The sequence below is a fragment of the Kitasatospora sp. NPDC101108 genome (assembly GCF_055584725.1).
Genome location: NZ_JBVJLM010000011.1, coordinates 1 through 24,050 on the forward strand (window position 1 = coordinate 1; position 24,050 = coordinate 24,050).

The 24,050-nt window shown below is 73.5% G+C and carries 24 protein-coding genes; 15 read left to right on the forward strand and 9 right to left on the reverse strand.

Annotated features, from left to right (window positions below):
- Nucleotides 1-188: 188 nt before the first annotated feature.
- From ACZ6Z8_RS23235 to ACZ6Z8_RS23250, 4 genes are all read left to right on the forward strand, one after another.
- Complete coding sequence (locus ACZ6Z8_RS23235) at nt 189-662, forward strand: SRPBCC family protein (protein WP_465611983.1); 474 nt, start codon at nt 189-191, stop codon at nt 660-662.
- 98 nt (nt 663-760) lie between these two features.
- Nucleotides 761-1,420, forward strand: coding sequence for a hypothetical protein (locus ACZ6Z8_RS23240; protein ID WP_465611984.1), 660 nt, complete (start codon nt 761-763; stop codon nt 1,418-1,420).
- Nucleotides 1,421-1,561: 141 nt separating this feature from the next.
- Nucleotides 1,562-2,356 (forward strand): DsbA family protein, encoded by a 795-nt coding sequence (locus tag ACZ6Z8_RS23245; protein ID WP_465611985.1) that lies wholly within the window; start codon nt 1,562-1,564, stop codon nt 2,354-2,356.
- The gene (locus ACZ6Z8_RS23250; RefSeq protein WP_465611986.1) at nt 2,353-2,985 is read left to right on the forward strand and encodes a vitamin K epoxide reductase family protein; all 633 of its coding nucleotides are present in this window, start codon (nt 2,353-2,355) and stop codon (nt 2,983-2,985) included. Before ACZ6Z8_RS23245 ends, ACZ6Z8_RS23250 begins: the two co-directional genes overlap by 4 nt.
- Before the next feature lie 123 nt (nt 2,986-3,108).
- On the opposite strand, the gene ACZ6Z8_RS23255 is transcribed toward ACZ6Z8_RS23250, so the two are convergent.
- Genes ACZ6Z8_RS23255 through ACZ6Z8_RS23265 form a run of 3 tightly spaced genes read right to left on the reverse strand, consistent with a single transcriptional unit; the run spans nt 3,109 to nt 6,100 of the window.
- Nucleotides 3,109-4,107 carry an adenosine deaminase gene (locus ACZ6Z8_RS23255; RefSeq protein WP_465611987.1) on the reverse strand — a complete coding sequence of 333 codons (999 nt, stop codon included), beginning with the start codon at nt 4,105-4,107 and terminating at the stop codon, nt 3,109-3,111.
- A gap of 50 nt (nt 4,108-4,157) precedes the next feature.
- Nucleotides 4,158-5,453, reverse strand: coding sequence for an MFS transporter (locus ACZ6Z8_RS23260; RefSeq protein ID WP_465611988.1), 1,296 nt, complete (start codon nt 5,451-5,453; stop codon nt 4,158-4,160).
- Nucleotides 5,450-6,100: an ArsR/SmtB family transcription factor gene (locus ACZ6Z8_RS23265; protein ID WP_465611989.1), complete on the reverse strand. Its 651-nt coding sequence runs from the start codon at nt 6,098-6,100 to the stop codon at nt 5,450-5,452. Before ACZ6Z8_RS23265 ends, ACZ6Z8_RS23260 begins: the two co-directional genes overlap by 4 nt.
- Nucleotides 6,101-6,232: 132 nt before the next feature.
- Between ACZ6Z8_RS23265 and ACZ6Z8_RS23270 the strand changes: the two genes are divergently transcribed.
- Together ACZ6Z8_RS23270 and ACZ6Z8_RS23275 are read left to right on the forward strand one after the other, a co-directional pair.
- Nucleotides 6,233-6,514 (forward strand): DUF6158 family protein, encoded by a 282-nt coding sequence (locus tag ACZ6Z8_RS23270; protein WP_465611990.1) that lies wholly within the window; start codon nt 6,233-6,235, stop codon nt 6,512-6,514.
- Nucleotides 6,515-6,711: 197 nt separating this feature from the next.
- Complete coding sequence (locus ACZ6Z8_RS23275) at nt 6,712-8,100, forward strand: NADP-dependent succinic semialdehyde dehydrogenase (protein ID WP_465611991.1); 1,389 nt, start codon at nt 6,712-6,714, stop codon at nt 8,098-8,100.
- A 33-nt stretch (nt 8,101-8,133) separates the two neighbouring features.
- Here the strand turns inward: ACZ6Z8_RS23275 and ACZ6Z8_RS23280 are convergent, their stop codons facing one another.
- Nucleotides 8,134-8,418: a hypothetical protein gene (locus ACZ6Z8_RS23280; RefSeq protein WP_465611992.1), complete on the reverse strand. Its 285-nt coding sequence runs from the start codon at nt 8,416-8,418 to the stop codon at nt 8,134-8,136.
- Nucleotides 8,419-8,464: 46 nt separating this feature from the next.
- On the reverse strand, nt 8,465-9,505 hold the full coding sequence (ku, locus tag ACZ6Z8_RS23285; protein WP_465611993.1) for a non-homologous end joining protein Ku: 1,041 nt from the start codon (nt 9,503-9,505) through the stop codon (nt 8,465-8,467).
- Nucleotides 9,506-9,835: 330 nt separating this feature from the next.
- Between ku and ACZ6Z8_RS23290 the strand changes: the two genes are divergently transcribed.
- From ACZ6Z8_RS23290 to ACZ6Z8_RS23310, 5 genes are all read left to right on the forward strand, one after another.
- Nucleotides 9,836-11,278 (forward strand): amino acid permease, encoded by a 1,443-nt coding sequence (locus ACZ6Z8_RS23290; protein WP_465611994.1) that lies wholly within the window; start codon nt 9,836-9,838, stop codon nt 11,276-11,278.
- 711 nt (nt 11,279-11,989) lie between these two features.
- Nucleotides 11,990-12,670, forward strand: coding sequence for an aggregation-promoting factor C-terminal-like domain-containing protein (locus ACZ6Z8_RS23295; protein ID WP_465611995.1), 681 nt, complete (start codon nt 11,990-11,992; stop codon nt 12,668-12,670).
- Nucleotides 12,671-12,911: 241 nt separating this feature from the next.
- Nucleotides 12,912-13,916, forward strand: a complete 1,005-nt coding sequence (locus ACZ6Z8_RS23300) for a glycosyltransferase family 2 protein (protein ID WP_465611996.1) — start codon at nt 12,912-12,914, stop codon at nt 13,914-13,916.
- A 128-nt stretch (nt 13,917-14,044) separates the two neighbouring features.
- A complete protein-coding gene (locus tag ACZ6Z8_RS23305; protein ID WP_465611997.1) occupies nt 14,045-16,948 on the forward strand; it encodes an FAD-binding and (Fe-S)-binding domain-containing protein in 2,904 nt (967 codons plus the stop codon).
- A 103-nt stretch (nt 16,949-17,051) separates the two neighbouring features.
- Nucleotides 17,052-17,462 (forward strand): PaaI family thioesterase, encoded by a 411-nt coding sequence (locus tag ACZ6Z8_RS23310; RefSeq protein WP_465611998.1) that lies wholly within the window; start codon nt 17,052-17,054, stop codon nt 17,460-17,462.
- A gap of 60 nt (nt 17,463-17,522) precedes the next feature.
- On the opposite strand, the gene ACZ6Z8_RS23315 is transcribed toward ACZ6Z8_RS23310, so the two are convergent.
- Nucleotides 17,523-17,975 (reverse strand): CBS domain-containing protein, encoded by a 453-nt coding sequence (locus ACZ6Z8_RS23315; protein WP_465611999.1) that lies wholly within the window; start codon nt 17,973-17,975, stop codon nt 17,523-17,525.
- 72 nt (nt 17,976-18,047) lie between these two features.
- On the reverse strand, nt 18,048-19,058 hold the full coding sequence (locus tag ACZ6Z8_RS23320; protein WP_465612000.1) for a slipin family protein: 1,011 nt from the start codon (nt 19,056-19,058) through the stop codon (nt 18,048-18,050).
- A gap of 146 nt (nt 19,059-19,204) precedes the next feature.
- Between ACZ6Z8_RS23320 and ACZ6Z8_RS23325 the strand changes: the two genes are divergently transcribed.
- Nucleotides 19,205-19,978: a uracil-DNA glycosylase gene (locus ACZ6Z8_RS23325; protein ID WP_465612001.1), complete on the forward strand. Its 774-nt coding sequence runs from the start codon at nt 19,205-19,207 to the stop codon at nt 19,976-19,978.
- 82 nt (nt 19,979-20,060) lie between these two features.
- Here the strand turns inward: ACZ6Z8_RS23325 and ACZ6Z8_RS23330 are convergent, their stop codons facing one another.
- Nucleotides 20,061-20,939 (reverse strand): CHAD domain-containing protein, encoded by an 879-nt coding sequence (locus tag ACZ6Z8_RS23330; protein ID WP_465612002.1) that lies wholly within the window; start codon nt 20,937-20,939, stop codon nt 20,061-20,063.
- Nucleotides 20,940-21,086: 147 nt separating this feature from the next.
- Here ACZ6Z8_RS23330 and ACZ6Z8_RS23335 point away from each other — a divergent pair, with 147 nt between their 5' ends.
- The 3 genes from ACZ6Z8_RS23335 (at nt 21,087) to ACZ6Z8_RS23345 (ending at nt 23,489) form a co-directional block, all read left to right on the forward strand.
- A complete protein-coding gene (locus ACZ6Z8_RS23335) occupies nt 21,087-21,761 on the forward strand; it encodes a hypothetical protein (RefSeq protein WP_465612003.1) in 675 nt (224 codons plus the stop codon).
- Nucleotides 21,762-21,929: 168 nt separating this feature from the next.
- Nucleotides 21,930-22,745, forward strand: a complete 816-nt coding sequence (locus ACZ6Z8_RS23340) for a DsbA family protein (protein WP_465612004.1) — start codon at nt 21,930-21,932, stop codon at nt 22,743-22,745.
- Between the two features lie 96 nt (nt 22,746-22,841).
- A complete protein-coding gene (locus ACZ6Z8_RS23345; RefSeq protein ID WP_465612005.1) occupies nt 22,842-23,489 on the forward strand; it encodes a vitamin K epoxide reductase family protein in 648 nt (215 codons plus the stop codon).
- A 12-nt stretch (nt 23,490-23,501) separates the two neighbouring features.
- On the opposite strand, the gene ACZ6Z8_RS23350 is transcribed toward ACZ6Z8_RS23345, so the two are convergent.
- Nucleotides 23,502-24,002: an NUDIX domain-containing protein gene (locus ACZ6Z8_RS23350; RefSeq protein ID WP_465612006.1), complete on the reverse strand. Its 501-nt coding sequence runs from the start codon at nt 24,000-24,002 to the stop codon at nt 23,502-23,504.
- Nucleotides 24,003-24,050: the final 48 nt, after the last annotated feature.

Here is a 24,050-nt window from a genome sequence, read left to right on the forward strand (position 1 = left end):
CCCCGGCCCCACCCCCCCCACCACCTGCGACGCCACACAAAAAACCCCCCCCCCCCCCCCCCCCCCCCCCCCGGACCCGCCCCCGGCGTCACCCACCCTCCCGAAAGCCCCCCGAACACCCCCAACCCCCCACCCCCCTTTGCCTCCCTGCAAGGGAAAGCGCAGGGTGGGTACGGAGGAGGCCCCCCATGACCACCCTTGAGGAACAGATCGACATAGCCGCCCCCGCCCTGGCCGCCTGGGAGCAACTCCACCGGGTGCACGAATACCCCCAGTTCGTCGAGGGCGTCCGCACCGCCCACCCCCACGGCCGCAACCTCGCCCACCTCGACGTCCAGGTCGGTACGACGGAGCGGTCGGTGGACACCGAGATCACCGACCGCGGCCGGGGCCGGGTGATGGCCTGGCGGACGCTGGATTCCGTGCACCTCCGCGGCGCCTTCGCCCTGCTGCCACTCGACCCGGGGCACACCCGCCTGCAGATCCGGGTGGAGTACGACCCCGAGGCGCTGCACCGCGAGTTCGGCGGCCCGCGAGGCTTCGCCCAGGCCGGGGCGATCGAACGCGCGGTGCGCGGCGACCTCGAACACTTCCGAGAGCTGGTCGAAGCCCGGGTGAGCGCCGCCGACGACCCCCCGGCCACCGCTCCCCACCACCCGTAAGAACGGCATAAGCCCAGCTCAGCAAGGGTGGTGAGGCTGTTCACAGCCTCCCGCCGGCCAGGCCGTTCCGCCCTCGACCTGTGGCAGACTCGGATCCCATGGACATCGGCCCGGTCACCAGGACGCTCCGTGCGGCGGTCTTCGCCGCGCTGGTCGTGCTGCTCGCCGGGCTCGGCCAGGTGCTGGTCACCGGCCGCTCGCTGCCGGTCGGCACGATGGGTCTGGCCTCGGCCGCCGTCTTCGTCCTGGCCTTCGCCCTGGCCGGCCGCGAACGCGGCTACCCGGTGGTGGCGGCGGCCTTCCTGCCGCTGCAACTGGGCGTCAGCGCCCTGTTCGACCTGGCCCAGCGTTCCTGCCCCTCCCTTCCGCCCGACGCCGGGCACGGCTTCCAGCCGCTGCTGTGCGGCGGCGGTTCGCTCGGCGGGTTTCTGCTCGGCCACGGCGTGTCCGAGCAGACCGGCATCCTGCTGCTCCTGCTGCTGCACACGGTGATCGCGCTGGCCGGGGCGTTCTGGCTGCGCCGCGCGGACGCCGCGCTGACCGGCCTCGGCCGGGCCCTGCTGGTGCTGGGCGAGTTCCTGCAGCGCCATCTGCCGGCCGCCGCCCGTTGGCTGCGGCTGTTCTTCCCGCCGGTCCCGGCCCGTCCGGTGGTCCGGGTGCCGTTCCCCCGGGCCAGCCGCTCGCTGGTCCCGGCCGAGGACGTGGTCGTCCGTCCGGCCGTCCGGCGCGGTCCGCCGGTGTTCGCCCTGGCCGTCTGAGCCCGGGCCGTCCCAGGGGCTGTCCCCGGGGCCGTGGCTCCCTCCCTCAGCGGTCGTCTCTCTCCTCCGCGCCGACCCGGTACCGGTTCCGGTCCCGGTCGCGCCGCCCTTCCGCACGCCCGAGAGCACAGGACGAATCCCATGAGCAACACCCGCAAGACCGACGAGAAGACCAACGCCACCGAGCGCATGCGCGCCGCCCGCGCCCAGGCCGAACGCTCCGACCGGGTCCGTCGCCGGGTGGTGGTCGGTGCCGCCTCCGCCGCCGTGCTGGCCCTCGCGGCCGGGGTGGCCTTCGCCGTCGGCGGCTCCTCCGGCTCCTCCTCGGACTCCGCCGCCGGCGGCCCGCTGGTCGCGCCCGCCAACACCACCGGTCCGGACGGCACGGTGATCACCTACGGCAGGGCCGACGCCCCGCACACCCTGGAGATCTACGAGGACTTCCGCTGCCCGTTCTGCGAGCAGCTGGAGACCACGACGGGGAAGACCGTTCAGCAGCTCGCCGACAACGGCACGTACAAGATCGAGTACCACCTGGCGACGTTCCTGGACAAGAACCTCGGCGGCAAGGGCTCGCGCACCGCGCTGGCCGCCGCCGGTGCGGCGCTGAACGAGGGCGTGGACAAGTTCAAGGCCTTCCACGACGTGCTGTACGCCAACCAGCCCGACGAGCGCAGCGACGCCTTCGGCGATGTCAACCACATCCTCGATCTGGCCGGCCAGGTGCCCGGGCTGAAGACCGCCGGCTTCGTCAAGGCCGTCCAGGACGGCACCTACGCGCCGTGGGCGGCCAAGGTGAACGAGGAGTTCAACAAGAGCGACGTCACCGGCACCCCGACCGTCAAGCTCGACGGCAAGAAGCTGGACGTGCTCACCAACGGCAAGGCCGCGTCGCCCGAGGAGTTCACCGCGATGGTCAAGCAGGTGACCGGGTGACGACCGCCGCCCCCGCCGCGCGAACCCCCGCCGCGCGGGCCTTCGGTGCGAGCCGTCCGTTCGCCTGGCTGCTGCTGATCGGCGGCGCGGTCGGTCTGTTCGCCTCGGCGGTCCTTACTCTGGACAAGATCCGCCTGCTGGAGGACCCGTCGTACGTCCCCAGTTGCAACATCAATCCGATCATCAGCTGCGGTTCGATCATGCGCAGCGACCAGGCCTCGGCCTTCGGCTTCCCCAACTCGCTGATCGGCCTGGTCGCCTTCGGGGTGGTGATCGCGATCGGCGCCGGGCTGCTCGCCGGGGCCTCGTACCGGCGCTGGTTCTGGCTCGGGCTGCAGGCCGGGACGGTCTTCGGGATCGGCTTCGTGACCTGGCTGATGTACCAGACGCTGTACCGGATCGGCGCGCTCTGCCCGTACTGCATGGTGGTGTGGGCCGCGATGATCCCGCTGTTCTGGTACACGACCCTGCACAACCTGCGCTCCGGCGTGATCCCGGTCGGCCCGAGGGGGCGGGTGGTGGTGCGGGAGGCCGCGCGCTACCACTGGGTCGTCCCGGCGCTGTGGTACGCGGTGATCGCGCTGCTGGTGCTCAGCCGGTTCTGGTACTACTGGAGCACCCTGATCTGATCCCGTCCGCCGTCCGCTCCCGACGAGGAGGCGGACGGCGGACACGAAGGGTCACCCGGACAGGCTGGTCAGGCCGGCCCGTCCGGGCCCCGGGTTCGTCCGGTCTTCAGCCCTCGCCGGTCGTCAGCCCTCGACCGGCTCGAAGGCGTACCGCTCGACCTCGGCGAGGAGTTCGGCCCGCCGCCGGTCGTCGATGAAGGACGCCCGGAAGGAGTTGGCGGCCAGTCGCCGCAGGGTTTCCGGGTCGAGGGCCAGGGACTGTCGGACGGCGCGGAAGTTGTCCTCGACGTAGCCGCCGAAGTAGGCCGGGTCGTCGGAGTTGACGGTGACCAGCAGCCCGGCGTCCAGCATCTCACGCAGCGGGTGGTCGGCGAGGGTGTCGATGCAGCGCAGGCGGACGTTGGAGAGCGGGCAGAGGGTGAGCGGGATCTGCTCGCGGACCAGGCGGGCCACGAGTTCGCCGTCCTCCAGGCAGCGCAGCCCGTGGTCGATCCGCTCGACGCCCAGGACGTCCAGCGCCTCGGTGATGTACGAGGCCGGGCCCTCCTCGCCCGCGTGGGCGACCCGGCGCAGCCCGGCCTCGGCGGCCCGGCGGTAGACCTCGCGGAACTTCGCGGGCGGGTTGCCGACCTCGGCCGAGTCCAGGCCGATGCCCGAGATCCGGTCGAAGTACGGGCGGGCGGCCTCGAAGGTCTCCAGTGCGGAGTCGGCGGACTCGTCGCGCAGGAAGCACATGATCAGCTGGGTGCTGATGCCGTACCGCTCCTCGCTGCAGGCCAGCGCCCGGGTCAGGCCGTCCACCACCACGCCGAGCGGCACTCCGCGGGCGGTGTGCGCCTGGGGATCGAAGAAGATCTCCGCGTGCCGCACGCCCTGCTCGGCTGCCCGGGCCAGATAGGCGTCCGCGAGGTCGGCGAAGTCCTGTTCGGTGCGCAGCACGGCCATCAGCGCGTAGTAGAGGTCCAGGAAGGACTGGAGGTCGCTGAAGGAGTACGCCTTCCGCAGTTCCCCGGTATCGGCGTAGGGCAGCGCGACGGAGTTGCGGGCGGCGAGGGCGAAGGCGAGCTCGGGTTCGAGGGTTCCTTCGATGTGCAGGTGGAGTTCGGCCTTGGGAAGCGGCATGTGCGATCCGTCCGTGCTGTCGGGGGGTGAATCTGAAGGTACGGAAGGATTCATCCTACGATCTTCCCGTTCTCTGGGGGCGCCGTGGGCAGCTCCCGGAGGGTGCGCAGCGGCGAGAACAGCGGCAGGGTCCCGGCCAGCGTCAGCAGTCCGGTCATCACCCACATCGTCGCCCGCAGACCGATCAGTTCGCCCAGCGCCCCGCCGGTCAGCGCGCCGAGCGGGATGGTGGCGTGGACGGCGAACATCGAGCCGGCCGTCACCCGGGTGAGCAGCTCGGGCGGGGTGTAGGACTGCCGGAAGCTGCCGAGCACGATGTTGCAGAGCACCACCGCCGCGACCACCGCCAGCGACCCGATCACGTACAGCACCGTCCCGGCGCCCGGCCCGGCCAGTGGCATCAGCAGGCCGAACGGGGTGACGGTGAGCAGCACGATCCGCGTCCCGCGCGCCGTCCCGAGCCGGCGGCACAGCGGCCGGGCCGCCAGCGAGCCGAGCACGCCGCCGACCGCGGCCGCGGAGGCGAGGACGCCGACCCAGCCCGGGGCTGTCCCGGCCGACCGGACCAGGAACAGCGCCAGGATCGACTGGTAGCCCATCAGCGCGAAGTTGGCGGCGGCGCCGAAGCACAGGAAGGCGCGCAGGTACGGGTCGCGCAGCAGGAAGGACAGCCCCTCCCGGACCTGTCCGAGCAGGTCCGCCTGCCCCGGGGCCGCCGGCTCCGACCGGGCGCGGATCCGCAGCAGGGTGCCGGCCGCGACCAGGAAGCTCACCGCGTCGACGAGCAATCCGCCGGTGGCGCCCACGAGTTGGACGATCAGCCCGGCGAGCCCCCGCCCGGCGACGTCGGCCGCCGAGCTGCTGCCGGTCAGCTTGGCGTTGCCCTCGATCAGGTCCTCCGGCGCCACCAGTTCGGGCAGGTAGGCCTGGTCGGCGGCGTCGAAGAACACCGAGCAGACGCCGCTGAGGAAGGCCACGGCCACCAGCTGCGTCATGCCGAGCACGCCGAACCAGCCCGCCACCGGCACGCTCGCGAACAGCGCGGCGGAACCGAGGTTGCAGCCGATCATCACGGCCCGCCGGGGCGCCCGGCCGACCCACACCCCGGCCGGCAGGCCGAACAGCAGCCAGGGCAGCCAGATCGCACCGGTCAGCAGGCCGGTGGAGAGCGGCCCGGCGCCCAGGGTGAGCACGGCGACCAGCGGCAGCGCGACGGTGGTGACGCTGCTGCCCAGCCGGCTGACGGTCTGCCCGGCCCACAGCAGCCGGAAGTCGTGGTGGGCGAACAGGCCCCAGCGGGACCGTACTTCGGGGCTCCCGGACGGTGGGGCGAGGGTGGCCGTCACGGTTTGGCCGGGACGCTGTGGGCGAAGGCGAGGACGGTCTCGCGCTCCCGTCCGTCCTCGGGCACCGGCCGGTGCGCCCATTTCTGGATCACCTCATGGAGGTCCGCGGCCAGCTCCCGGGCCTCCTCGGGGGTGAGCCGCAGCCAGGCCTGGGTGGCCACCGAGCAGCCGTCCCGCCAGTCCGGCCCGTACCCGCCGCGCCGTGCGGCCCATTCCCGGACCAGCTCGACCTGGCGCTCCAGCAGGATCGATCCGGCCGCTTCGGCGACGGCCTCGGTGACCGGGTCGCCGTCGAAGTCGGCCCTGGTCCAGCTGAGTTCGCGGTCGGCCAGTCGCCACCAGCGCTCGCGCCGGTCCCGGGCGAGCCCGGCCGCCTCCTCGATCAGTCCGCTCTCGGCCAGCACCTTCAGGTGGTGGCTGACGTTGCCGACCGCCTGCTCGGTGCGTTCGGCCAGTTTCCCGACCGTGGCCGGCCCGTCGACCTTGAGCAGGTCGATCAGCCGGCGGCGCAGCGGGTGGGTGAGGGCGGCGAGCACCCGGGAGTCCTGGATCTCCCGGGTGCCTCGCGGGTCGTCGGTGGTCGCGGGCGTGCGGCCGGTCGTGTCGTCTATGCCGGGAGGATATCCACAAGAACTCTTGTACGACACTTCTTTTACAACAACTCTTGTGCACTGCCGTCCGAGGGAACGGGTGTACCGGCACCGGACACCGGGCACCCGGTAGGAGGGGGATTCCGCCGAATTCGCCCGCTTCGCCGAGTTCACCGAGGAGGTACCGAGATGCGGCACGCCAACGACCCGCACATCCGACCCGAGGGCATCTCCCCGCACGCTCTGGGCAACGACACCCTGCTGCACGAGCTGGAGCAGCTGCACCGCACGCGCCACGAGACCTTCCTGTACGGCTCGGAGGAGGCGCTCAAGCGGCACACGCTGCGCACCGGGGAGCTGGAGGCCGAGTACCTGCACCGCTTCCCGAGCCGCCAGGTCACCGCGGCCCGGACCAGGGCCGGAGCCCGGGCCCGGGAGGCGGCGGCCCGGGTGGAGTCGCTGCCGGAGTAGGACGCGGAGCACCGGAGCGGCTCCCGGGGCCGGCGGTCGCCCCTCCCCGACGCACACCCCCGCCCGACGCACACCGCGGCCCGACGCACACCGCCGCCCGGGCGGGACACGCCGGGCGCGGTGGCGTGTCCGGGGGCGGGGCGTCGGGGAGGGTGGGAGGACAGACGCACCGGACCCGAACCCCACTGGGAGCCCGCATGCCCATCGCCAGCGTGAACCCCGCGACCGGCGAGACCGTCCAGACCTTCGAACCGCTCGACGCGGCCGGGATCGAGCGGCGACTGGCCCGCGCCGAGGCCGCCTTCCACGAGTACCGCAGCACCTCCTTCACCGTCCGCGCCGAACTGATGCACCGGGCGGCCGACCTGCTGGACCGGGACCAGGAGGCCGTCGCCCGGACCATGACCGAGGAGATGGGCAAGCCGCTCGCCGCCTCCCGCGCCGAGGCCGCCAAGTGCGCCAAGTCGATGCGCTGGTACGCCGACAACGCCGAGGCGCTGCTCGCCGACGAGCACCCGGCCCAGGCCGACGTGGCCGACAGCGGGGCCGCCCGGGCGTACGTGCGCTACCGTCCGCTCGGCCCGGTGCTCGCCGTGATGCCGTGGAACTTCCCCTTCTGGCAGGTGATCCGCTTCGCCGCACCGGCCCTGATGGCGGGCAACGTGGGCCTGCTCAAGCACGCCTCCAACGTGCCGCGCACCGCGCTCGCCATCGAGGAGCTGTTCCGGCGGGCCGGCTTCCCGGAGGGCTGCTTCCAGACCCTGCTGATCGGCTCGGGCGCGGTCGAGGGCGTGATCCGGGACCACCGGGTCGCCGCCGTGACCCTGACCGGCAGCGAGCCGGCCGGGCGGGCGGTGGCGGCCACCGCGGCCGACGAGGTGAAGAAGGCCGTGCTGGAGCTGGGCGGCAGCGACCCGTACGTGGTCCTGCCGAGCGCCGACCTGGAGGCCGCCGTCAACACGGCGGTACGGGCCCGGGTGCAGAACAACGGCCAGTCCTGCATCGCGGCCAAGCGCTTCATCGTGCACACCGACGTCTACGACCGCTTCACCGCCGCCTTCACCGAGGCGATGCGGGACCTGCGGATCGGCGACCCGATGGACGAGGACACCGACGTCGGCCCGCTGGCCAGCCGCCAGGGCCGGGACGACCTGGAGGAGCTGGTCGAGGACGCCCGCACCCACGGCGCCCGGGTCGAGTGCGGCGGCAACCGCCCGATGGGCTGGGACACCGGCTGGTTCTACGAGCCGACCGTCCTGACCGGCGTCACCCCGGCGATGCGGATCCACCAGGAGGAGACCTTCGGCCCGGTCGCCACCGTCTACCGGGTCGCCGACCTGGACGAGGCGGTGGCACTCGCCAACGACACCCCGTTCGGGCTCAGCTCCAACGTCTGGACCACCGACCCGGACGAGCAGGAGCGCTTCGTCCGCGACATCCAGGCCGGCGGGGTGTTCTTCAACGGCATGACCGCCTCCCACCCGGCGCTGCCCTTCGGTGGCGTCAAGCGCTCGGGCTTCGGTCGGGAGCTGTCCGGGCACGGCATCCGGGAGTTCTGCAACGTCACCACGGTGTGGATCGGCTGAGCCCTCCCGGACGCGCCGTGCCGCCCCGCCGGGTCAGGAGGCCGCCATGCGGTGCCTGCCCCGGCCGGGCGTCGCCCAGCGGGCGACCATGCCCACCAGCGCGATGAAGGTCAGGAACCAGAAGAAGGCCATCAGGCCGAGCATCGGGTCCCAGCCGGTCTGGACGGCGACCATGCACAGGCCGATCGAGAGCGCGACCATGAACGTCACCACGGTCGGGCTGAGGCTGAGCAGCCAGTGCCAGGCCCGGTACCCCCGGCTCGGGTTCCGCGGGGCGTCGGGGCCGGTCTCGGATTCCTTGTAGGTGAGCAGGTCCATCGGGATCGCCTCCAGTGCTGGAGAGGGGACAGTCCGGCCCGCACGGTCAGGAGGCCCTGCGCGGAGCCGTGGACTTGCGGGTGGTGGTCTTCTTCGCCGGGGCGGCCTTCTTGGCGGCGGCGCTCTTCCCGGCCGCGGTCCTGCCGGCCGCGGTGCTCTTCGTCGCGGTCCTGCCTGCCGCGGTCCTGGCAGTCGTGTCCTCCGCGGCCACGTCCTTCGCAGTCGCGCCCTTCGCGGTCGCGGTCCGCTTCGCCGCCGCACGCTTGCCGGGCGGCGAAGGCTCTTCCTCCTCCTCGGCGCCCGGCGCCCGCCCGCCCTTGGCCTGCTTGAGGCTGCTGCGCAGCGCCTCCATCAGGTCGATCACGTTGTCCGGCGCCTCGCCGGCCTCCTCCTCGTGCGGGACCTCGACGCCCTCCAGCCGGGCGGTGATCACCTGCTGGAGAGCCTGCTGGTAGTCGTCGTGCAGCTGGGAGAGGTCGAAGTCCTCGGAGAGGGTGTCCATCAGCGAGCGCGCCATCTTGAGCTCCTGCGGCCGCACCGTGACGTTCTCCTCGGGCGCGATCCCGGTCGCCGGGCGGACCTCGTCGGGCCAGATGCAGGTCTGCAGCACCAGCGTCCCGTCGTGCACCCTCAGCACCGCGGGCGACTCCCGGGTGCGCAGCGCGATCTTGGTGACGGCGATCTGCCCGGACTCGACCAGGGCGTCGCGCAGCAGGGCGTACGGCTTGGCGGCGGCCTTGTCGGCGACGCCGACGTAGTAGGCCTTGGAGAACATCAGCGGGTCGATCTCGGTCGCGTCCACGAAGGCCAGCACGTCGATGACCTTCTTGCTGGGCAGGGGCAGGTCGGCGAGGTCCTCGTCGCTGAGCGTGACCGTCCGGCCGTCGGGCGACTCGTAGCCCTTGGCGATCTCGGCGTACGGGACCTCCTTCTCCTCCCGCTCGCAGTACCGCTTCATCCGCACCCGTCCGCCGTCCTTGGCGTGCACCTGGTGCAGCGGGACGTCGTGCTCCTGGGTCGCGGAGTAGAGGTGGACGGGGATGCTGACCAGCCCGAAGCTGATCGTCCCCTTCCAGGTCGTCTGCATGGAGTGGCTCCGAGAACGTCCGAAGTGCCCCGAGACTCCCACTGTGCCCGGGTTTGCCACGATCGGCCACAGCTCGACCGCAACTCGACCCCCGCGGGCCGCAGAGGGCTCCGACGCCACTGACGGTGCATCAGATCTGAGCTTTTCGCACCCCCTCTCCACCCACCCTGACCTGGGCTTTTGTGTTCGGTAAGCGAACAGTTATCAAAGCTTTGTTCCGATACTCGGGCGTAGAAGTTAGGTTGCACCGCAATGCGCGGATCTGTCCCCCACCCTGCGGCACGACGAGCCGAGGGTCATGCCGCGCCGGAAAGGCAGAGGACACACTCCATGAGTGCGGACACCACCAAGCAGGCGGCGGGCGCCACCCAGACCCCCCACCAGCTCGGCCCCGTCGGACACGGTGGCGACGGCCACCTGAAGGCCGGGCTCAAGAACCGCCACCTGTCGATGATCGCCATCGGCGGCGTGATCGGCGCCGGCCTGTTCGTCGGCTCCGGCGCGGGCATCGCGTCCACCGGCCCCGGCATCCTGCTCTCCTACACCCTGGCCGGCGTGCTGGTGGTGCTGGTAATGCGGATGCTGGGCGAGATGGCCGCGGCCGACCCGCAGAGCGGCTCGTTCTCGGCGTACGCGGACCGCGCGCTGGGCCGCTGGGCCGGTTTCTCCATCGGCTGGCTCTACTGGTTCTTCTGGGTCGTGGTGCTCGCGGTCGAGGCCACCGCCGGCGCCAAGATCCTCAACAACTGGGTGCCGGGCGTACCCCAGTGGGGCTGGGCGCTGATAGTCATGGGCGTCCTGACCGCCACCAACCTGTTCTCGGTCGCCTCCTACGGCGAGTTCGAGTTCTGGTTCGCCGGGATCAAGGTGGTCGCGATCGCCGCGTTCCTGGTGATCGGCACCCTCGCCGCCTTCGGCCTGATGCCCGGCACCCACGCGGTCGGCACCACCAACCTGACCGGTCAGGGCGGCTTCCTGCCGCACGGCGTGGGCGCGGTGTTCACCGGCATGCTCACCGTGGTCTTCGCCTTCATGGGCAGCGAGATCGTGACCCTGGCGGCCGGCGAGTCGGAGGACCCGGAGAAGGCGGTCAGCAAGGCCACCAACAGCGTCATCTGGCGCATCGGGATCTTCTACCTGGGCTCGATCCTGCTCGTGGTCACCCTGCTGCCCTGGAACTCCGCCGAGGTCAAGGCCAGCCCGTACGTGGCCGTGCTGGACCACGTGGGCATCCCGCACGCCGGCCAGGTGATGGACGTGATCGTGCTGACGGCCGTGCTGTCCTGCCTCAACTCCGGGATGTACACGGCCTCCCGGATGGCCTTCTCGCTCGGCCGGCGCGGCGACGCCCCGAAGGCCTTCGCGACCGTGACCTCGCGCGGCGTGCCGCGGGTGGCCATCCTCTCCTCGGTGGTGTTCGGCTTCGTCGCCGTCTTCTTCAACTACACCTCGCCGAAGACGGTCTTCGCCTTCCTGCTGAACTCCTCCGGGGCCGTGGCCCTGTTCGTCTGGCTGGTCATCTGCGCCACCCAGCTGCGGATGCGCAAGATCATCGAGCGCGAGATGCCCGAGCGGCACACCGTCCGGATGTGGCTGTACCCCTATCTCACCTGGGTCGCCATCGGCATGATCGGCTTCGTGATGGTCTACATGTTCACGGACGACGACGGACGGCAGCAGATGTACCTGTCGCTGGCCGCCGCGGCGATCGTGCTCGCCGCCTCGGCCGTGGTGAGCCGGCGGCGGAAGGCGGCGGTGGCGGCGAAGTCCTGACCCGTCCGCGCCGCGCTCGAACGCCGGGCCCGGGAGCCGTTGCGGAGGCTCCCGGGCCCGGTGCCGTTTCCCGGATCCGGTGCCGTTTCCCGGGCCCGGTGCCGTTTCCCGGGCCCGGTGCCGTTTCCCGGCCACCACCGCGCCCCCGTGTGCGGGCGCCGCGCCGCCCCCGGCGCGCGGCCACCGGCCGGTCACGCTGCGTCGATGTCGTCGCCGCCGGCGTGTGAGCCCGCCCACAGGGGGTTTCGCATCTACGGCCCTGGATAGTGGTCACGGCCGGGGCATCGGCTGAACGACCTCGGCCGCCGATGCCGGGCGGCCCGCGCGTTCGCCGTGCCCGCCCTGAAGAACGCAGGCCATCGCCGCTTCCGGCGCCGTCTTCCGCGGGTTCGGGCCGCTCGCGACCTCCAGGTGTCCAAAACGGACAAACCTCCCCAAACCTACCGGCCACCCTGATCCCGCCCGCCCCGCAACCACTACGGGGCGTAGTAGCGAACGCCTTTGCCACCCGTCTCCGGCCCTGCCAAGAATGGCCCGTCGCCAGGCAGCGCCGGCCGGCCGAGTCCGCCGTGCGCAGCCCGCCCGCCCCGTCGTCACCGCCGGGGCGCCACGGCCGTCCCGGACGGCCGCGCGGGCCCCGCTCACCCGGAGCCCGCGCGATGCCCGCCAGTGCCCCTGGCACGGCCCCGACGGAAAAGGATCGTCCGCTCCATGCAGCTCAGCCATGCCCGCCGCAACTCCCTGATCACCGGCGTCGCCACCCTCGTGGTCGCGAGCGCCGCCACCGCCGCGCTCGCCATCCCGCAGGTCGGGGGCACCACCGAGGCCGCCGCCCCGGTGGCCGCCGTCTCGGTGGACGGCAAGCCGGTCGGCGACCAGGGCCAGGCCGACACCGCTGCCGCTGCCGAGAAGGCCGCCCAGGACGCCAAGGCGGCCCAGGACGCGAAGGCCGCCCAGGACGCCCAGGACGCGCAGGCGAAGGCCCAGGCCGACGCCGCTGCCCAGGCGCAGGCCGAGGCCGACGCGAAGGCCCAGGCGGACGCCAAGGCCCAGGCCGACGCGGCCGCCTCCCGCTCCCAGCAGCGCCAGAACCTGAACAGCTACTCCGGCACCCCGCAGCAGATCGCCGCGCAGATCGTGCCGGCCGGCCAGCTGCAGTGCTTCAGCAACATCGTGTTCCGCGAGAGCAGCTGGAACCCGCTGGCCGTCAACGCCTCCTCCGGCGCCTACGGCCTGGTGCAGGCCCTGCCCGGCTCCAAGATGGCCTCGGCGGGCGCCGACTGGCGCACCAACCCGGCCACCCAGATCAAGTGGGGCCTCGACTACATGAACAGCCGCTACGGCAGCCCCTGCGGCGCCTGGTCGTTCTGGCAGGCCCACCACTGGTACTGAGCCCTGACCCCAGGGTCCAGGGTCCGCCACTGGTGCTGACCCGACCCGGCACTCCGTACACGCCCCAGGCCCGCGACGCACACCGCGTCGCGGGCCTGGCGGCGTCGCCGGTCGGCGTGTGCACGTCCAGAAGGCGACGTGAAGATATGGCGCACGCTCGTACGATTTGGCACTGATTGCCCTGAGTTACGCACCGTCAGGCCTTTGCCACGGTTCGCCCGCCCTCTTACGCTCCGGCGTCATGCCCTCACCCCTGATCAGCGTCGTGCTCCCCGCTTACGACCAGCACGGACAGCTCGCCGACTGCCTGGACTCGCTGCTCGCCCAGTCCCTGGCGAACGTCGAGGTGATCGTGGTCGCCGACCGCTCCCCCGAGACCGCGGGCGGGCTCGCCGACGCGTTCGCGGCCCGGCACCCGCAGGTGTCGGTGCTGCACCTGAACGCGGCGGTCGGGGTCGGAGTGAGCCGGAACGCGGGTGCGGCGCGGGCCTCCGGCGACTACCTGCTGTTCCTGGACGCCGACCACCTGCTCCCCCGGGACGCCCTCCAGACGCTCGCCGACCGGCTCCAGCAGACCGGCCCGGTCGATGTCCTGCTGTTCGGCCACTCCCGCCGCCACAACGACCGCGACTGGCCGGGCGGCGCCGAGGCCCTGCTCGCCGAGGCCGGCCCGGAGCCCTTCGCCCCCTTCGACCGCCCCGCGCTGTTCGGCGCCCCGCCGCTGGTCTGGGACCGGCTGATCCGCCGCGGCCACTGGGAGGAACTGGGGCTCGCCTTCCCCGACGGCCGGTACGAGGAGATTCCGGTCGTCCACGCCGCGCTGCTCGGTGCCCGCAAGGCCGCTGTGCTGGCCCGCGAGTGCGTCCAGCTGCGCCGCCGGGAGACCGTCCACCCGGCCGGCGGCCCCGGCAGCAGCGTCTTCGACCTGTTCGACCAGTACGAGCGCAGCTTCGCCCTGCTGGAGGACCAGCCGCACCTGTACGCGGTGCGCGACGCCCTGTTCGTCCGGATGATCCGGCACTACCTGTTCGTCTTCGATCTCGCCGGCTGCGTCACCCGCGCCGAACGCCCGCAGTTCTTCCACCGGGCCGCCGAGCACCACCGCCGCTTCATGCCCCCGGGCCACCGCAAGCCGGGCGGCCGCCTGGGCATCAAGTTCAGCCTGCTGGCCGGCGGCGCCTACCCGGCCTTCGAGGTCGCCAAGCTCTCCCACATCGCCCGCGGCACCCTCACCGGTCGCAAGTAGCGCGGGTCGGTCGCGCGGGTCGGACGTGCACCCCGTCGGCGGTACCGCCGTCGTGCCCGGTTCCCGGACCGCGCCCCGGCTGCGATCATCGGCGGAGCCGTTGCCGCACCCCGTCCGGGAGGTCCCTGGTGAGCCGTCCGTCCGCCGCCCCCGGGGCCGAACTGGCCCGTGAGCTGACCGCCGTGCTGCGCGGGGAGGTCCGCTTCGGCGCGGCCGAGCGCACGGTCTACAGCCACGACGCCTCCAACTACCGGCAGCTGCCGCTCGGTGTGGTCAAGCCCGCCGACCTGGACGACGTCCGCACCGCGCTGGCGCTCTGCCGCCGGTACGGGGTGCCGGTGGTGGCGCGCGGCGCCGGGACGAGCGTCGGCGGGCAGGCGATCGGCCCCGGCGCGGTGGTGCTGGACTTCCGCCGGCACCTCGGCGCGGTGCTGGAGGTCGACCCGCAGGCCCGCACCGCCCGCGTCCAGCCCGGCACCGTGCTGGACGACCTCCAGCGCGCCGCCAGGCCGTACGGACTGCGCTTCGGCCCGGACCCGTCCACCCACAGCCGCTGCACGATCGGCGGCATGATCGGCAACGACTCCTGCGGCGCCCACTCGCTCGTCTGGGGCCGCACCGCCGACAACGTGGAGCGGCTGGACCTGCTGCTCACGGACGGCACCGAGCTGACCGTGGGCGGGCGGCTGACCGGCGCCGAGCGCGCGGCGCTCCGGGAGGCGCCCGGCCGGGTCGGCCAACTCCAAACCCGGCTCCAGGAGTTCACTGACCGCAACCTCGCCGTCATCCGCCAGGGCATGCCCCGGCTGCCGCGCCGCACCTCCGGCTACCCGCTGGACGCGCTGCTGCCCGAGCACGGCCACGACCTGGCCCGGGCGCTCACCGGCACCGAGGGCACCTGCGCGCTGCTGCTGGGCGCCACCGTCCGGCTGGTGGAGGAACCGCCCGCCCGCGCCCTGGTGGTGGCCGGCTACCCCGACGAGGGCGCCGCCGCCGACGCCGTCCCGGCGCTGCTGCCGTACGGGCCGCTGACCGCCGAGGGCATGGCGGCCGACCTGATCGCCGCACTGCTGGCCGCCGGACCGCGCCCGCCCGCGCTGGACCGGCTGCCCGCGGGCGCGTGCTGGCTGTTCCTGGAGACCGGCGGCACCACCCCGCTGGAGGCCTACCAGGCCGCCCGCCGGCTGGCCGACGCGGTGCGCCGCGAGCGCTCGGCCGCCGTCGCCCTGGTCACCGACCCGGTCGAGCAGCGCCAGCTGTGGGCCGTCCGGGAGGCGGGCGCCGGGATCGTCACCCGGCTGCCCGGAGGCGGCGAGGCCTGGCCCGGCTGGGAGGACTCCGCCGTCCCGCCCGAGCGGCTCGGAGCCTACCTGCGGGACCTGCGCGCCCTGCTGCGCCGGCACGGGCTGCGCGGCGTGCCGTACGGGCACTTCGGCGACGGCTGCGTGCACCTGCGGATCGACTTCCCGCTGGACCGGCCCCAAGGCGCCCCGGTCTTCCGGGAGTTCCTGGAGCAGGCCGCCGACCTGGCGGTCTCCCACGGCGGTTCGCTCTCCGGTGAGCACGGGGACGGCCAGGCCCGCGCCGAGCTGCTCCCGCGCATGTACCCGCCCGAAGTCATGCAGCTGTTCGGCGAGTTCAAGCGGATCTGGGATCCGGAGAACCTGCTCAACCCGGGCGCCCTGGTGGACCCGCGGCCGCTCGACGCCGACCTGCGCTTCGTCACCTCCCCGCGCCGCCCGCTGCCGCTGGCCCTGCCGTACGAGCAGGACGGCGGCAGCCTGACCAAGGCGGTGCACCGCTGCGTCGGCGTCGCCAAGTGCGTGGACCCGACCACCGGGGTGATGTGCCCGAGCTACATGGCCACCGGCGAGGAGCGGCACTCCACCAGAGGCCGGGCCCGGCTGCTCGCCGAGATGCTGCGCGGGGACACGATCCCGGACGGCTGGCGCTCGGAGGAGGTGCGGGAGGCGCTGGACCTCTGCCTGAGCTGCAAGGGCTGCGCGAGCGACTGCCCGGTGCACGTCGACATGGCGACCTACAAGACCGAGTTCCTGCACCAGCACTACCGCCACCGGCCGCGCCCGCTGTCGCACTACTCGATGGGCTGGCTGCCGCTGTGGCTGCGGGCGGTGGCGCTCGCTCCGGGGGCCGCCAACTCGCTGGTCCGCTCCCCGGCCGGCGCCCTGCTCAAGCGGCTCGGCGGGATCGACCGGCGCCGGGTGCTGCCGGTCTTCCCGCCCGAGACCTTCACCCGCTGGTACCGGCGGCACCGCGCCGCCCACCCGGCCCCGGCGGGCGGGCGCCCGGTGCTGCTGTGGCCGGACACCTTCTCCAACCACCTCCAGCCGAACGTGCTCCGCTCGGCCGTCGAGGTGCTGGAGCACCTGGGCTTCGACGTCCGGCTTCCGGAAGGACCGGTGTGCTGCGGCCTCACCTGGTACTCCACCGGTCAACTCGGCGCTGCCCGCAGCGTGTTGCGGCGCAGCCTGGGCGCGCTGGCGGCCGCCGGGCTGCCGGCCGACACCCCCGTGGTCGGCCTGGACCCCAGCTGCACCGCCACCCTGCGCGAGGACCTGCCCCGACTGCTCGGCGCGGACGGCCGCCCGCTCTCCGAACGGACCCGCACCTTCGCCGAGTTCATCGACGAGCACGCCCCGGACGCCCCGCTCCCGCAGGTCCGGCTGGACGCCGTCACCCAGACCCACTGCCACCAGCACGCGGTCCTCGGCAGCGCGGCCGACCGCCGGATCGAGGCCCGACTGGGCCTGCACAACCGGGTGCTGGACTCCGGCTGCTGCGGGCTGGCGGGCAACTTCGGCTTCGAGCGGGGCCACTTCGAGGTGTCCGAGGCGATCGCCGAGCGGGTGCTGCTGCCCGAGGTCCGGGCGGCCGGCCCCGTCACGGTGGTCCTGGCGGACGGCTTCAGCTGCCGCACCCAGATCGCCCAACTCGCGGACGGGCGCCAGGCCCTGCACCTGGCGGAACTGATCGCCCGGGAGCTGCGGGCCGCCGACCGGCCGACCGACTGACCGCCCGTGCCGCCGAGTTGCGGGCCGGCCTGGACGAGCTGGTCCGGCGCGTCCTGGTCGGGACGGACCGCTCCGGCGCCCCCGCGCCCGGCACAATGGCGTGATGACCCTCACCCCCGCCGAGGCGGACAAGCTCCTCGCCGACAACTTCGCCCCCTGGGTTCAGGCACTCGGGCTGACCACCGCCGAGACCGGCGAGCGGCACGCCGTGCTGCGACTGCCCTGGTCCGACCAACTCGCCCGCGAAGGCGGCGGGTTGTCCGGTCAGGCGCTGATGGCCGCCGCCGACACCGCCTGCGTGGTCGCCCTCTCGGCCGCCCGGGGCGGCTTCGCGCCGATGACCACCGTCCAGCAGTCCACCAGCTTCCAGCGCGCGGTCAGCGGCCAGGACGTCCTGGTCCACGCCGTGGTCACCAAGCTCGGTCGCCGGATCGCCTTCCTCGACGTGACCCTCACCGCCGAGGGCGCCGAGGAGCCCGCCGCCCGGGCCACCTCCGTCTACGCGCTGGGCTGACGTGCGGGTGCGACCGGCCCGCGGGGAGCGGGCCCGGTCGCACCCGGACATCCGGCCCGATCAGCCCTGCAGCGCCTCCTTCTTCGGCGGCTCCTCCGCGCACACCGCCGTCACGAACTCGGCGAGCCGCGCCTGCGGCAGCCCGCGCGCGATGTCCGCCTCGCTGATCATTCCGACCAGCTTGTGCTCCGGGTGGCTGATCACCGGCAGCCGGCGGACCTGGTACTGCTCCATCACGCGCAGCACCTGCTCGCAGTCCTCGTCCGCCTCCACCGTCATCGGCCGCCCGAGCGCCAGGTCGCCCGCCGTCACCTGTGCCGGGTCGTGCCCCTCCGCGACGCAGCGCAGCACGATGTCGCGGTCGGTCACGATCCCCAGCAGCTTGTCGTTCTCCCCGCAGATGGGCAGCGCGCCCACGTGCCGTTCCCGCATGATCCGGGCGGCGTCCGCGAGCGTCTCGTGCTCGCGGATGCACTCCGCGCCCTGGTGCATGATGTCGCCGGCTCTGGTCATGGTCCGCCTCCTGACCTCGCTCCCTCTCGTCCATCGTGGTCCGGGCCGGTGCCGCACGCCACCGGGCACCCGTCAGGCCGTCGCCCCCGGCTCCGCGGGCCCGCCCGGCCCGCCGTTCCCGTCCGCCTCCGCGCGACCGCCCTCCAGGTCCTGGCCCTCCAGCGGCGAGCGGGACAACAGGTCCTCCAGCGGCGGGAGTTCGTGCTTGGGCTGCTCCCGGTCGAGGTCCGGCTCCGGCACCTCGCCGCTCTCCACCGCCTGCTCCACGGACTTCGCCCCGGCCGCCGCCGCGGCGGCCGCCAGCAGGTCCCGCTGCTGGGACTCCGTCGCACTGTCCAGGAACCGCAGCAACTCCACCGGGAAGGGCAGCACCAGCGTCGAGTTCTTCTCCGCCGCCACCTCCACCACGGTCTGCAGCAGCCGCAGTTGCAGCGCCGCGGGGGTCGCGCTCATCACCGCCGCCGCCTCCGACAGCCGCTCCGACGCCTGGTACTCGCCGTCCGCCGTGATGATCCGCGCCCGCCGCTCCCGCTCGGCCTCCGCCTGGCGCGCGATCGAGCGCTTCATCGACTCCGGCAGGGCGACGTCCTTGATCTCCACCCGGTCGATCTGGATGCCCCAGCCCAGCGCCGGGCTGTCGATCATCAACTCCAGGCCCTGGTTGATCGGTTCGCGGTTGGCGAGCAGGTCGTCCAGTTCGCTCTTGCCGATGATCGACCGCAGCGAGGTCTGCGCCACCTGGGAGATCGCGAAGTTGTAGTCCTGCACGTTGACCGTCGCCTTCACCGGGTCCTGCACCTGGAAGTAGACCACCGCGTCCACCCGCACGGTCACGTTGTCCCGGGTGATGCCCTCCTGCGCCGGGATCGGCATCGTCACGATCTGCACGTTCACCCGGCGCAGCCGGTCCGCGATCGGCATCAGCGCGACCAGCCCCGGCTCCCGGACCTCCTCGCGCACCCGCCCGAAACGGAACACCACGCCCTTCTGGAACTGCTGGACCACCCGGATGCTCAGCCCCGCCCAGACCGCCCCCAGCCCGACCAGCCCCCCGAGAGCCCCCAGCACCGCATCGACGATCATCGCGGCCTCCTCGCGGCCTCCGCGCACACCCTCGCCCCCGGCGACCGCTGGCCGGACCGGCCGGGGCCGTCGGAGCAACTGATTCCACGCTACGCCTGCCCGTCAGCGACCGGACCGGACGGGCTGCGCCGCCTAGGATCGGGACCATGCAGCTGGTCCCCGCCGACGACCCGAACCATCCCCGTCATCCCGCCGAGGCCGCCGCCCGCACCACCGGAGTCGCCGAACTCGACCGCGTCGTCACCGGCTGCCGGGCCTGCCCACGGCTGGTCGAATGGCGCGAGGAGGCCGCCCGCACCAAGCGCCGCGCCTACCAGGACTGGGACTACTGGGCCCGTCCCATCCCCGGCTTCGGCCCGCCCGAGGCCCCGCTCGTCCTGGTGGGCCTCGCCCCCGCCGCCCACGGCGGCAACCGCACCGGCCGGATCTTCACCGGCGACCCCTCCGGCGACCTCCTCTACGCGTCCCTCTACGAGCTCGGCCTCGCCAACCGCCCGCACTCCGTCCGCCACGGCGACGGCCTGGAGCTGTACGGCGTCCGGATCACCGACCCGGTCCGCTGCGCCCCGCCCGACAACAAGCCCAGCACCGCCGAACGCGACACCTGCCGCCCCTGGATCACCCGTGAGATGGAGCTGCTGCGCCCCACCGTCCGGACCGTCATCGCCCTCGGCGGCTTCGCCTGGCAGGCGATGCTGCCGGTGATCGCCGACGCCGGCTGGGCGGTCCCGCGCCCCCGCCCCGCCTTCGGCCACGCCGCCCTGGCCACCTTCCCGGCCCGCGACGGCGGGCCCGACCTGCGGCTCTACGGCTGCTACCACGTGAGTCCGCGCAACACGAACACCGGCCGGCTCACCACCACGATGCTCCGCGACCTGCTCCGCGACGCGGCCCTCTCGGCGGGGCTCAGGCCCCGGTAGCGGCCCCTAGAAACCGCCCCCTCTCGGCCGGGCTCGGGCCCGGCCGGGCCGCTGTCGCCCCCATCGCATGCCGGACGCCGGGCTATCCGAACCGCGTCAGTCCCCGCTTTCCCGCAGCCGCCCACACCTCCGGCAGCCGCCCCCGGGCCGCCTCCGCCGCCGCCAGCTGGCCCGCGTAGAGCACTCCGCAGGCGAAGGGCTCGCCGTCCTCGGCGGCCAGGTCGGCCAGGGCCGCGGCGGCGACCACCGCGTCCTGGTGTTCGCCCAGCAGCTCCTGGACGGCCTTCATCCGCTCCGCGTAGCGCTCCGCCACCGGGCCGACGGCGGGGGCGGCCGCCTCTCCGGCGTAGCGGGCGCGCTTGGCGGCCTTGCGGGCCTCGTGCAGGGCGCGGTCGCGGTGCCCGGGGTCGGCGGCGAGGGCGGTGCGGACGCGGTGGGCCGTGCGGCGCTGCTCGCGGGCGGCGATGCGGGCGAGTTCGGGGGCGGCGGCGCGGGCGGCCCGGGGGCGCAGCGGCGGGTCGGCGAGCAGGGCGGTCAGAGCCGCGGCGAGGGAACGGCGGCGGGGGCTGTCGAGGGCGGCGACCACCTCGGGCCGGACCCGGCGGTACTCGGCCCGGCCCCACTGCTCCAGGGCCTCCGCGACCCGTTCCGGTGCACAGGCGGCGGGCAGTTCGCGGGCCCGGGCGGCCAGGCGTTCGGCGAGCACCTCGCGGTCCCGGGCGCGGCCCAGCGCGGCGCCCAGCCAGCGCAGGTCGGCGACCAGTTCGTCGGTGGTGCCGGGGGCGAGGAGGCGACGGAAGGTCCGCAGGGCGCTGCGCAGCCGCCGGCAGGCGACCCGCATCCGGTGGACCGCGTCGGGTTCGTCCGCCCGGACGGCGTCGTCCAGTCCGGCGAGCACCACCGCCTGGGCCTCGATGCGGTCCAGCAGCACCTGTCCGACCGTGGTGTCGGGCCTCGCCATGTGTGTGCACCCCCTCGCCGGGATGTCTTCCAGGCTAGTCGCGCGGGCCGTCCTGTCGACCGCTCGGCGCCTGAGGGGGCGTCACCCGGACGCCGTATCCGTACGCGCTCTCGTGTCCGCCGTAAGGGGCATGGCATACTCCGGAGCGTGACGATCTCCACCCATGCGACCAGGGCCCTGCGGGCCGCGGTGTTCACCGCGCTCGCCGTGCCGATGGCCGCGCTGGGCCAGGTCGTCATCACCGGTCGCCCGCTGCCGTTGTCGCTGGTGGCCACGGCGAGTGCCGTGGTGTTCCTGGTCGCGGCCGTGCTGGCCGGCGGGGAGCGACGGCTGCTGCACATCTCCGGGGTGATGGTGCCGGTCGAGCTGCTGCTCAACACCACCTTCAACCTGGGCCAGACCGGCTGTGGGCCGGTGCTGTCCGAGCACGTCTCCGCGCGCGGGGTGAACCTGCTGGTCTGCGGCGGCGGTTCGGTGGACGGCTCGCTGCTGGGAGCCCCGCTGGGCCACGCCGGGCAGTTGGCGCCCGCCGCGACCCAGCTGCTGCTCCTGCTGGTGCACCTGGTGATCGCCCTGGCGGCCTCCGCCTGGCTGCGGCTGGGCGACTCCGCGCTGACCGGCCTGGCCCGGGCGCTGCGCGCGCTGCGCCAGTCGGTGGCCCGCCCGCTGCGGGCGCTGCTCGTCCTGCTGGTCCCCGCTCCGGTGCGCCCGGTGCTGCGGGTGCCGCTGCCGGTGTCGGACCACGAGCGGCCGCGCCGCGAGGACGTGGTGCTGAGCCCGGCTCCCCGGCGTGGTCCGCCGGTCCTCGCGCCTGCCTGCTGAGCGCGTACCCCGCTCCCGTGCCCACGGTTCCGTGCGCACGTCTCCGTGGAACACGGTCCCGTACGCCCCGGGCAGTGCGCCCAACTCCCGCGTCAGTTGTCCCCGCCGCACCCGTCTGTGCGGCCACCCGCGCGCACCCGCGCGCCGCGTACAGGAGTTGACTTCCCCATGGCTCAGAACCCCACCAAGCGCGAGGCCAAGCGCATCAGCGCCCGCGAGCGCATCCAGGAGGCGCAGCGCCGCGAGCAGCAGGCCGCCAAGCGCCGTCAGCGGATCGTCGTCTCGGTCTCCGCCGTCGTCGTGCTCGCCCTGGCGGGCGGTGTGGCGCTCGCGATCAACACCGGTGCGAAGAAGGACGACCCGGCCGCCGCGGCCGCGTCCGCGGCCCCGCTGGTCGTGCCGGCCAACGCCACCGGTCCGGACGGCACGGTGATCACCTACGGCAAGGCCGACGCCCCGCACACCATGGAGGTGTACGAGGACTTCCGCTGCCCGGTCTGCAAGCACTTCGAGGCGGCGAACGGCCAGACGGTCAAGGAGCTGACCCAGGACGGGCAGATCAAGGTGGAGTTCCACCTGGCCGCCTTCCTGGACAAGAACCTCGGCGGCAAGGGCTCGCGCACCGCCCTCGCCGCGGCCGGAGCCGCGCTGAACGAGGGCGTGGACAAGTTCAAGGCGTTCCACGACGTGCTGTACGCCAACCAGCCGGACGAGCGCGAGGACGGTTTCGGCGACGTCAACCACCTGCTGGATCTGGCGGGCCAGGTGCCCGGGCTGAAGACGGACGCCTTCGTGAAGGCGGTCACCGACCGGACGTACGCGCCGTGGGCGGCGAAGGTGGCCGACGCGTTCAACAACAGCCAGGTGACCGGCACCCCGACGGTCAAGGTGGACGGCAAGCCGATCAACCTGTTCACGGGCAACGCCGCGGCGTCCCCGGAGCAGTTCACCGCCCAGGTCAGGCAGGCCGCCGGCCTCCAGTAGGCCGCACCGCCCCGCGCTGCACCGCACGGCACCACCGGTCCGGCCGAACTCCCGGCCGGACCGGCCCCTCCCAGCCAGCCCCCGGAGTGTGCTGTCATGACCGCGACCACCGTGCACCTCTCCCGTCCCGCCCCCGACGCCGCCGGCCCCGGCCCGATCGGCGCGGGCCGGGCGCTCGCCCTGCTGCTGTTCCTCGGCGGACTGGTCGGCCTGACCGCCTCGGCCGTGCTGACCTTCGACAAGCTCCGCATCCTGGAGAACCCGTCGTACGTCCCGAGCTGCAACATCAATCCGATCATCAGCTGCGGTTCGGTGATGCGCACCGAGGAGGCCGCGGTGTTCGGCTTCCCGAACTCGCTGCTCGGCCTGGCCGCCTTCGGCGCGCTGGCGGCGATCGGCGCGGGACTGCTGGCCGGCGCCGCCTACCGGCGCTGGTTCTGGCTGGGCCTGCAGGCCGGGACCACCCTGGGCATCGTGTTCACGCACTGGCTGATCGACCAGTCGCTGTACGGCATCGGCGCGCTGTGCCCGTACTGCATGGTGGTGTGGGCGACGACGGTGGTGCTGTTCTGGTACATCACGCTGCACAACCTGCGCACCGGTGTGATCCCGGTCGGGCCGCGGCTGGAGACGGTCGTCCGGGAGGCGGCGCGCTACCACTGGGCGCTGCCGGTGCTGTGGGCGGCCGTGATCGCGCTGCTGGTGCTCAACCGGTTCTGGTACTACTGGAGCACCCTGCTCTGACCGGCCCCGGGCTCATCCCACGTACCCCGCCGAGTGCAGCAGCGTGGCGGCGCCGGTGCGCCGGGCCTCCAGGGCCCCGGTGAGCCGGCCCGCCGCACAGGGGTGCAGCAGGGCGGCCGCCCGGGCGGGGGTGAAGTAGCCGTGGTCGGCGATCTCCTCCGCCTGGAGCCGGACCACCGCGCCCGGCTCGACCACGCCGCCGTCGAACATGAAGTGCACGGCCGGGTGGGCGTGTCGGCCCTGGTCGGGAATCGCCTCGCGCCACTCCACCACCAGCAGCCGCAGGTCCCGCACCACCAGTCCGGTCTCCTCCCACAGTTCCCGGGCCGCGCACTCGGCGGGCCCCTCCCCCGGGTCCATCCCGCCGCCGGGGAACTGCCACTGGTCGAGGTAACTGGCCTTCAGCAGCAGGACCTTGCCGTCCCGGTCGGTGAGCAGCACGCTGCAGCCGATGTAGGCGCGCACCATCCGGGAGAGCCACTCCTCCTCCGAGAGTTCCCAGGTGTCCGTCATCGCGCCTCCTCCGCCGGCCGTCCTCCGTCGCGGCCACCCTGCCCCGAT

Excerpts from the sequence above, each read along its gene's own strand:
- ACZ6Z8_RS23325 (WP_465612001.1), top strand. The coding sequence starts at position 19,205 with ATGCAGCTGGTCCCCGCCGACGACCCGAACCATCCCCGTCATCCCGCC.
- ACZ6Z8_RS23280 (WP_465611992.1), bottom strand. The coding sequence starts at position 8,418 with ATGGACCTGCTCACCTACAAGGAATCCGAGACCGGCCCCGACGCCCCG.
- ACZ6Z8_RS23315 (WP_465611999.1), bottom strand. The coding sequence starts at position 17,975 with ATGACCAGAGCCGGCGACATCATGCACCAGGGCGCGGAGTGCATCCGC.
- ACZ6Z8_RS23255 (WP_465611987.1), bottom strand. The coding sequence starts at position 4,107 with ATGCCGCTTCCCAAGGCCGAACTCCACCTGCACATCGAAGGAACCCTC.
- ACZ6Z8_RS23290 (WP_465611994.1), top strand. The coding sequence starts at position 9,836 with ATGAGTGCGGACACCACCAAGCAGGCGGCGGGCGCCACCCAGACCCCC.
- ACZ6Z8_RS23350 (WP_465612006.1), bottom strand. The coding sequence starts at position 24,002 with ATGACGGACACCTGGGAACTCTCGGAGGAGGAGTGGCTCTCCCGGATG.
- ACZ6Z8_RS23310 (WP_465611998.1), top strand. The coding sequence starts at position 17,052 with ATGACCCTCACCCCCGCCGAGGCGGACAAGCTCCTCGCCGACAACTTC.
- ACZ6Z8_RS23235 (WP_465611983.1), top strand. The coding sequence starts at position 189 with ATGACCACCCTTGAGGAACAGATCGACATAGCCGCCCCCGCCCTGGCC.
- ACZ6Z8_RS23320 (WP_465612000.1), bottom strand. The coding sequence starts at position 19,058 with ATGATCGTCGATGCGGTGCTGGGGGCTCTCGGGGGGCTGGTCGGGCTG.
- ACZ6Z8_RS23270 (WP_465611990.1), top strand. The coding sequence starts at position 6,233 with ATGCGGCACGCCAACGACCCGCACATCCGACCCGAGGGCATCTCCCCG.
- ACZ6Z8_RS23340 (WP_465612004.1), top strand. The coding sequence starts at position 21,930 with ATGGCTCAGAACCCCACCAAGCGCGAGGCCAAGCGCATCAGCGCCCGC.
- ACZ6Z8_RS23295 (WP_465611995.1), top strand. The coding sequence starts at position 11,990 with ATGCAGCTCAGCCATGCCCGCCGCAACTCCCTGATCACCGGCGTCGCC.
- ACZ6Z8_RS23300 (WP_465611996.1), top strand. The coding sequence starts at position 12,912 with ATGCCCTCACCCCTGATCAGCGTCGTGCTCCCCGCTTACGACCAGCAC.
- ACZ6Z8_RS23330 (WP_465612002.1), bottom strand. The coding sequence starts at position 20,939 with ATGGCGAGGCCCGACACCACGGTCGGACAGGTGCTGCTGGACCGCATC.
- ACZ6Z8_RS23275 (WP_465611991.1), top strand. The coding sequence starts at position 6,712 with ATGCCCATCGCCAGCGTGAACCCCGCGACCGGCGAGACCGTCCAGACC.
- ACZ6Z8_RS23240 (WP_465611984.1), top strand. The coding sequence starts at position 761 with ATGGACATCGGCCCGGTCACCAGGACGCTCCGTGCGGCGGTCTTCGCC.
- ACZ6Z8_RS23345 (WP_465612005.1), top strand. The coding sequence starts at position 22,842 with ATGACCGCGACCACCGTGCACCTCTCCCGTCCCGCCCCCGACGCCGCC.
- ku (WP_465611993.1), bottom strand. The coding sequence starts at position 9,505 with ATGCAGACGACCTGGAAGGGGACGATCAGCTTCGGGCTGGTCAGCATC.
- ACZ6Z8_RS23245 (WP_465611985.1), top strand. The coding sequence starts at position 1,562 with ATGAGCAACACCCGCAAGACCGACGAGAAGACCAACGCCACCGAGCGC.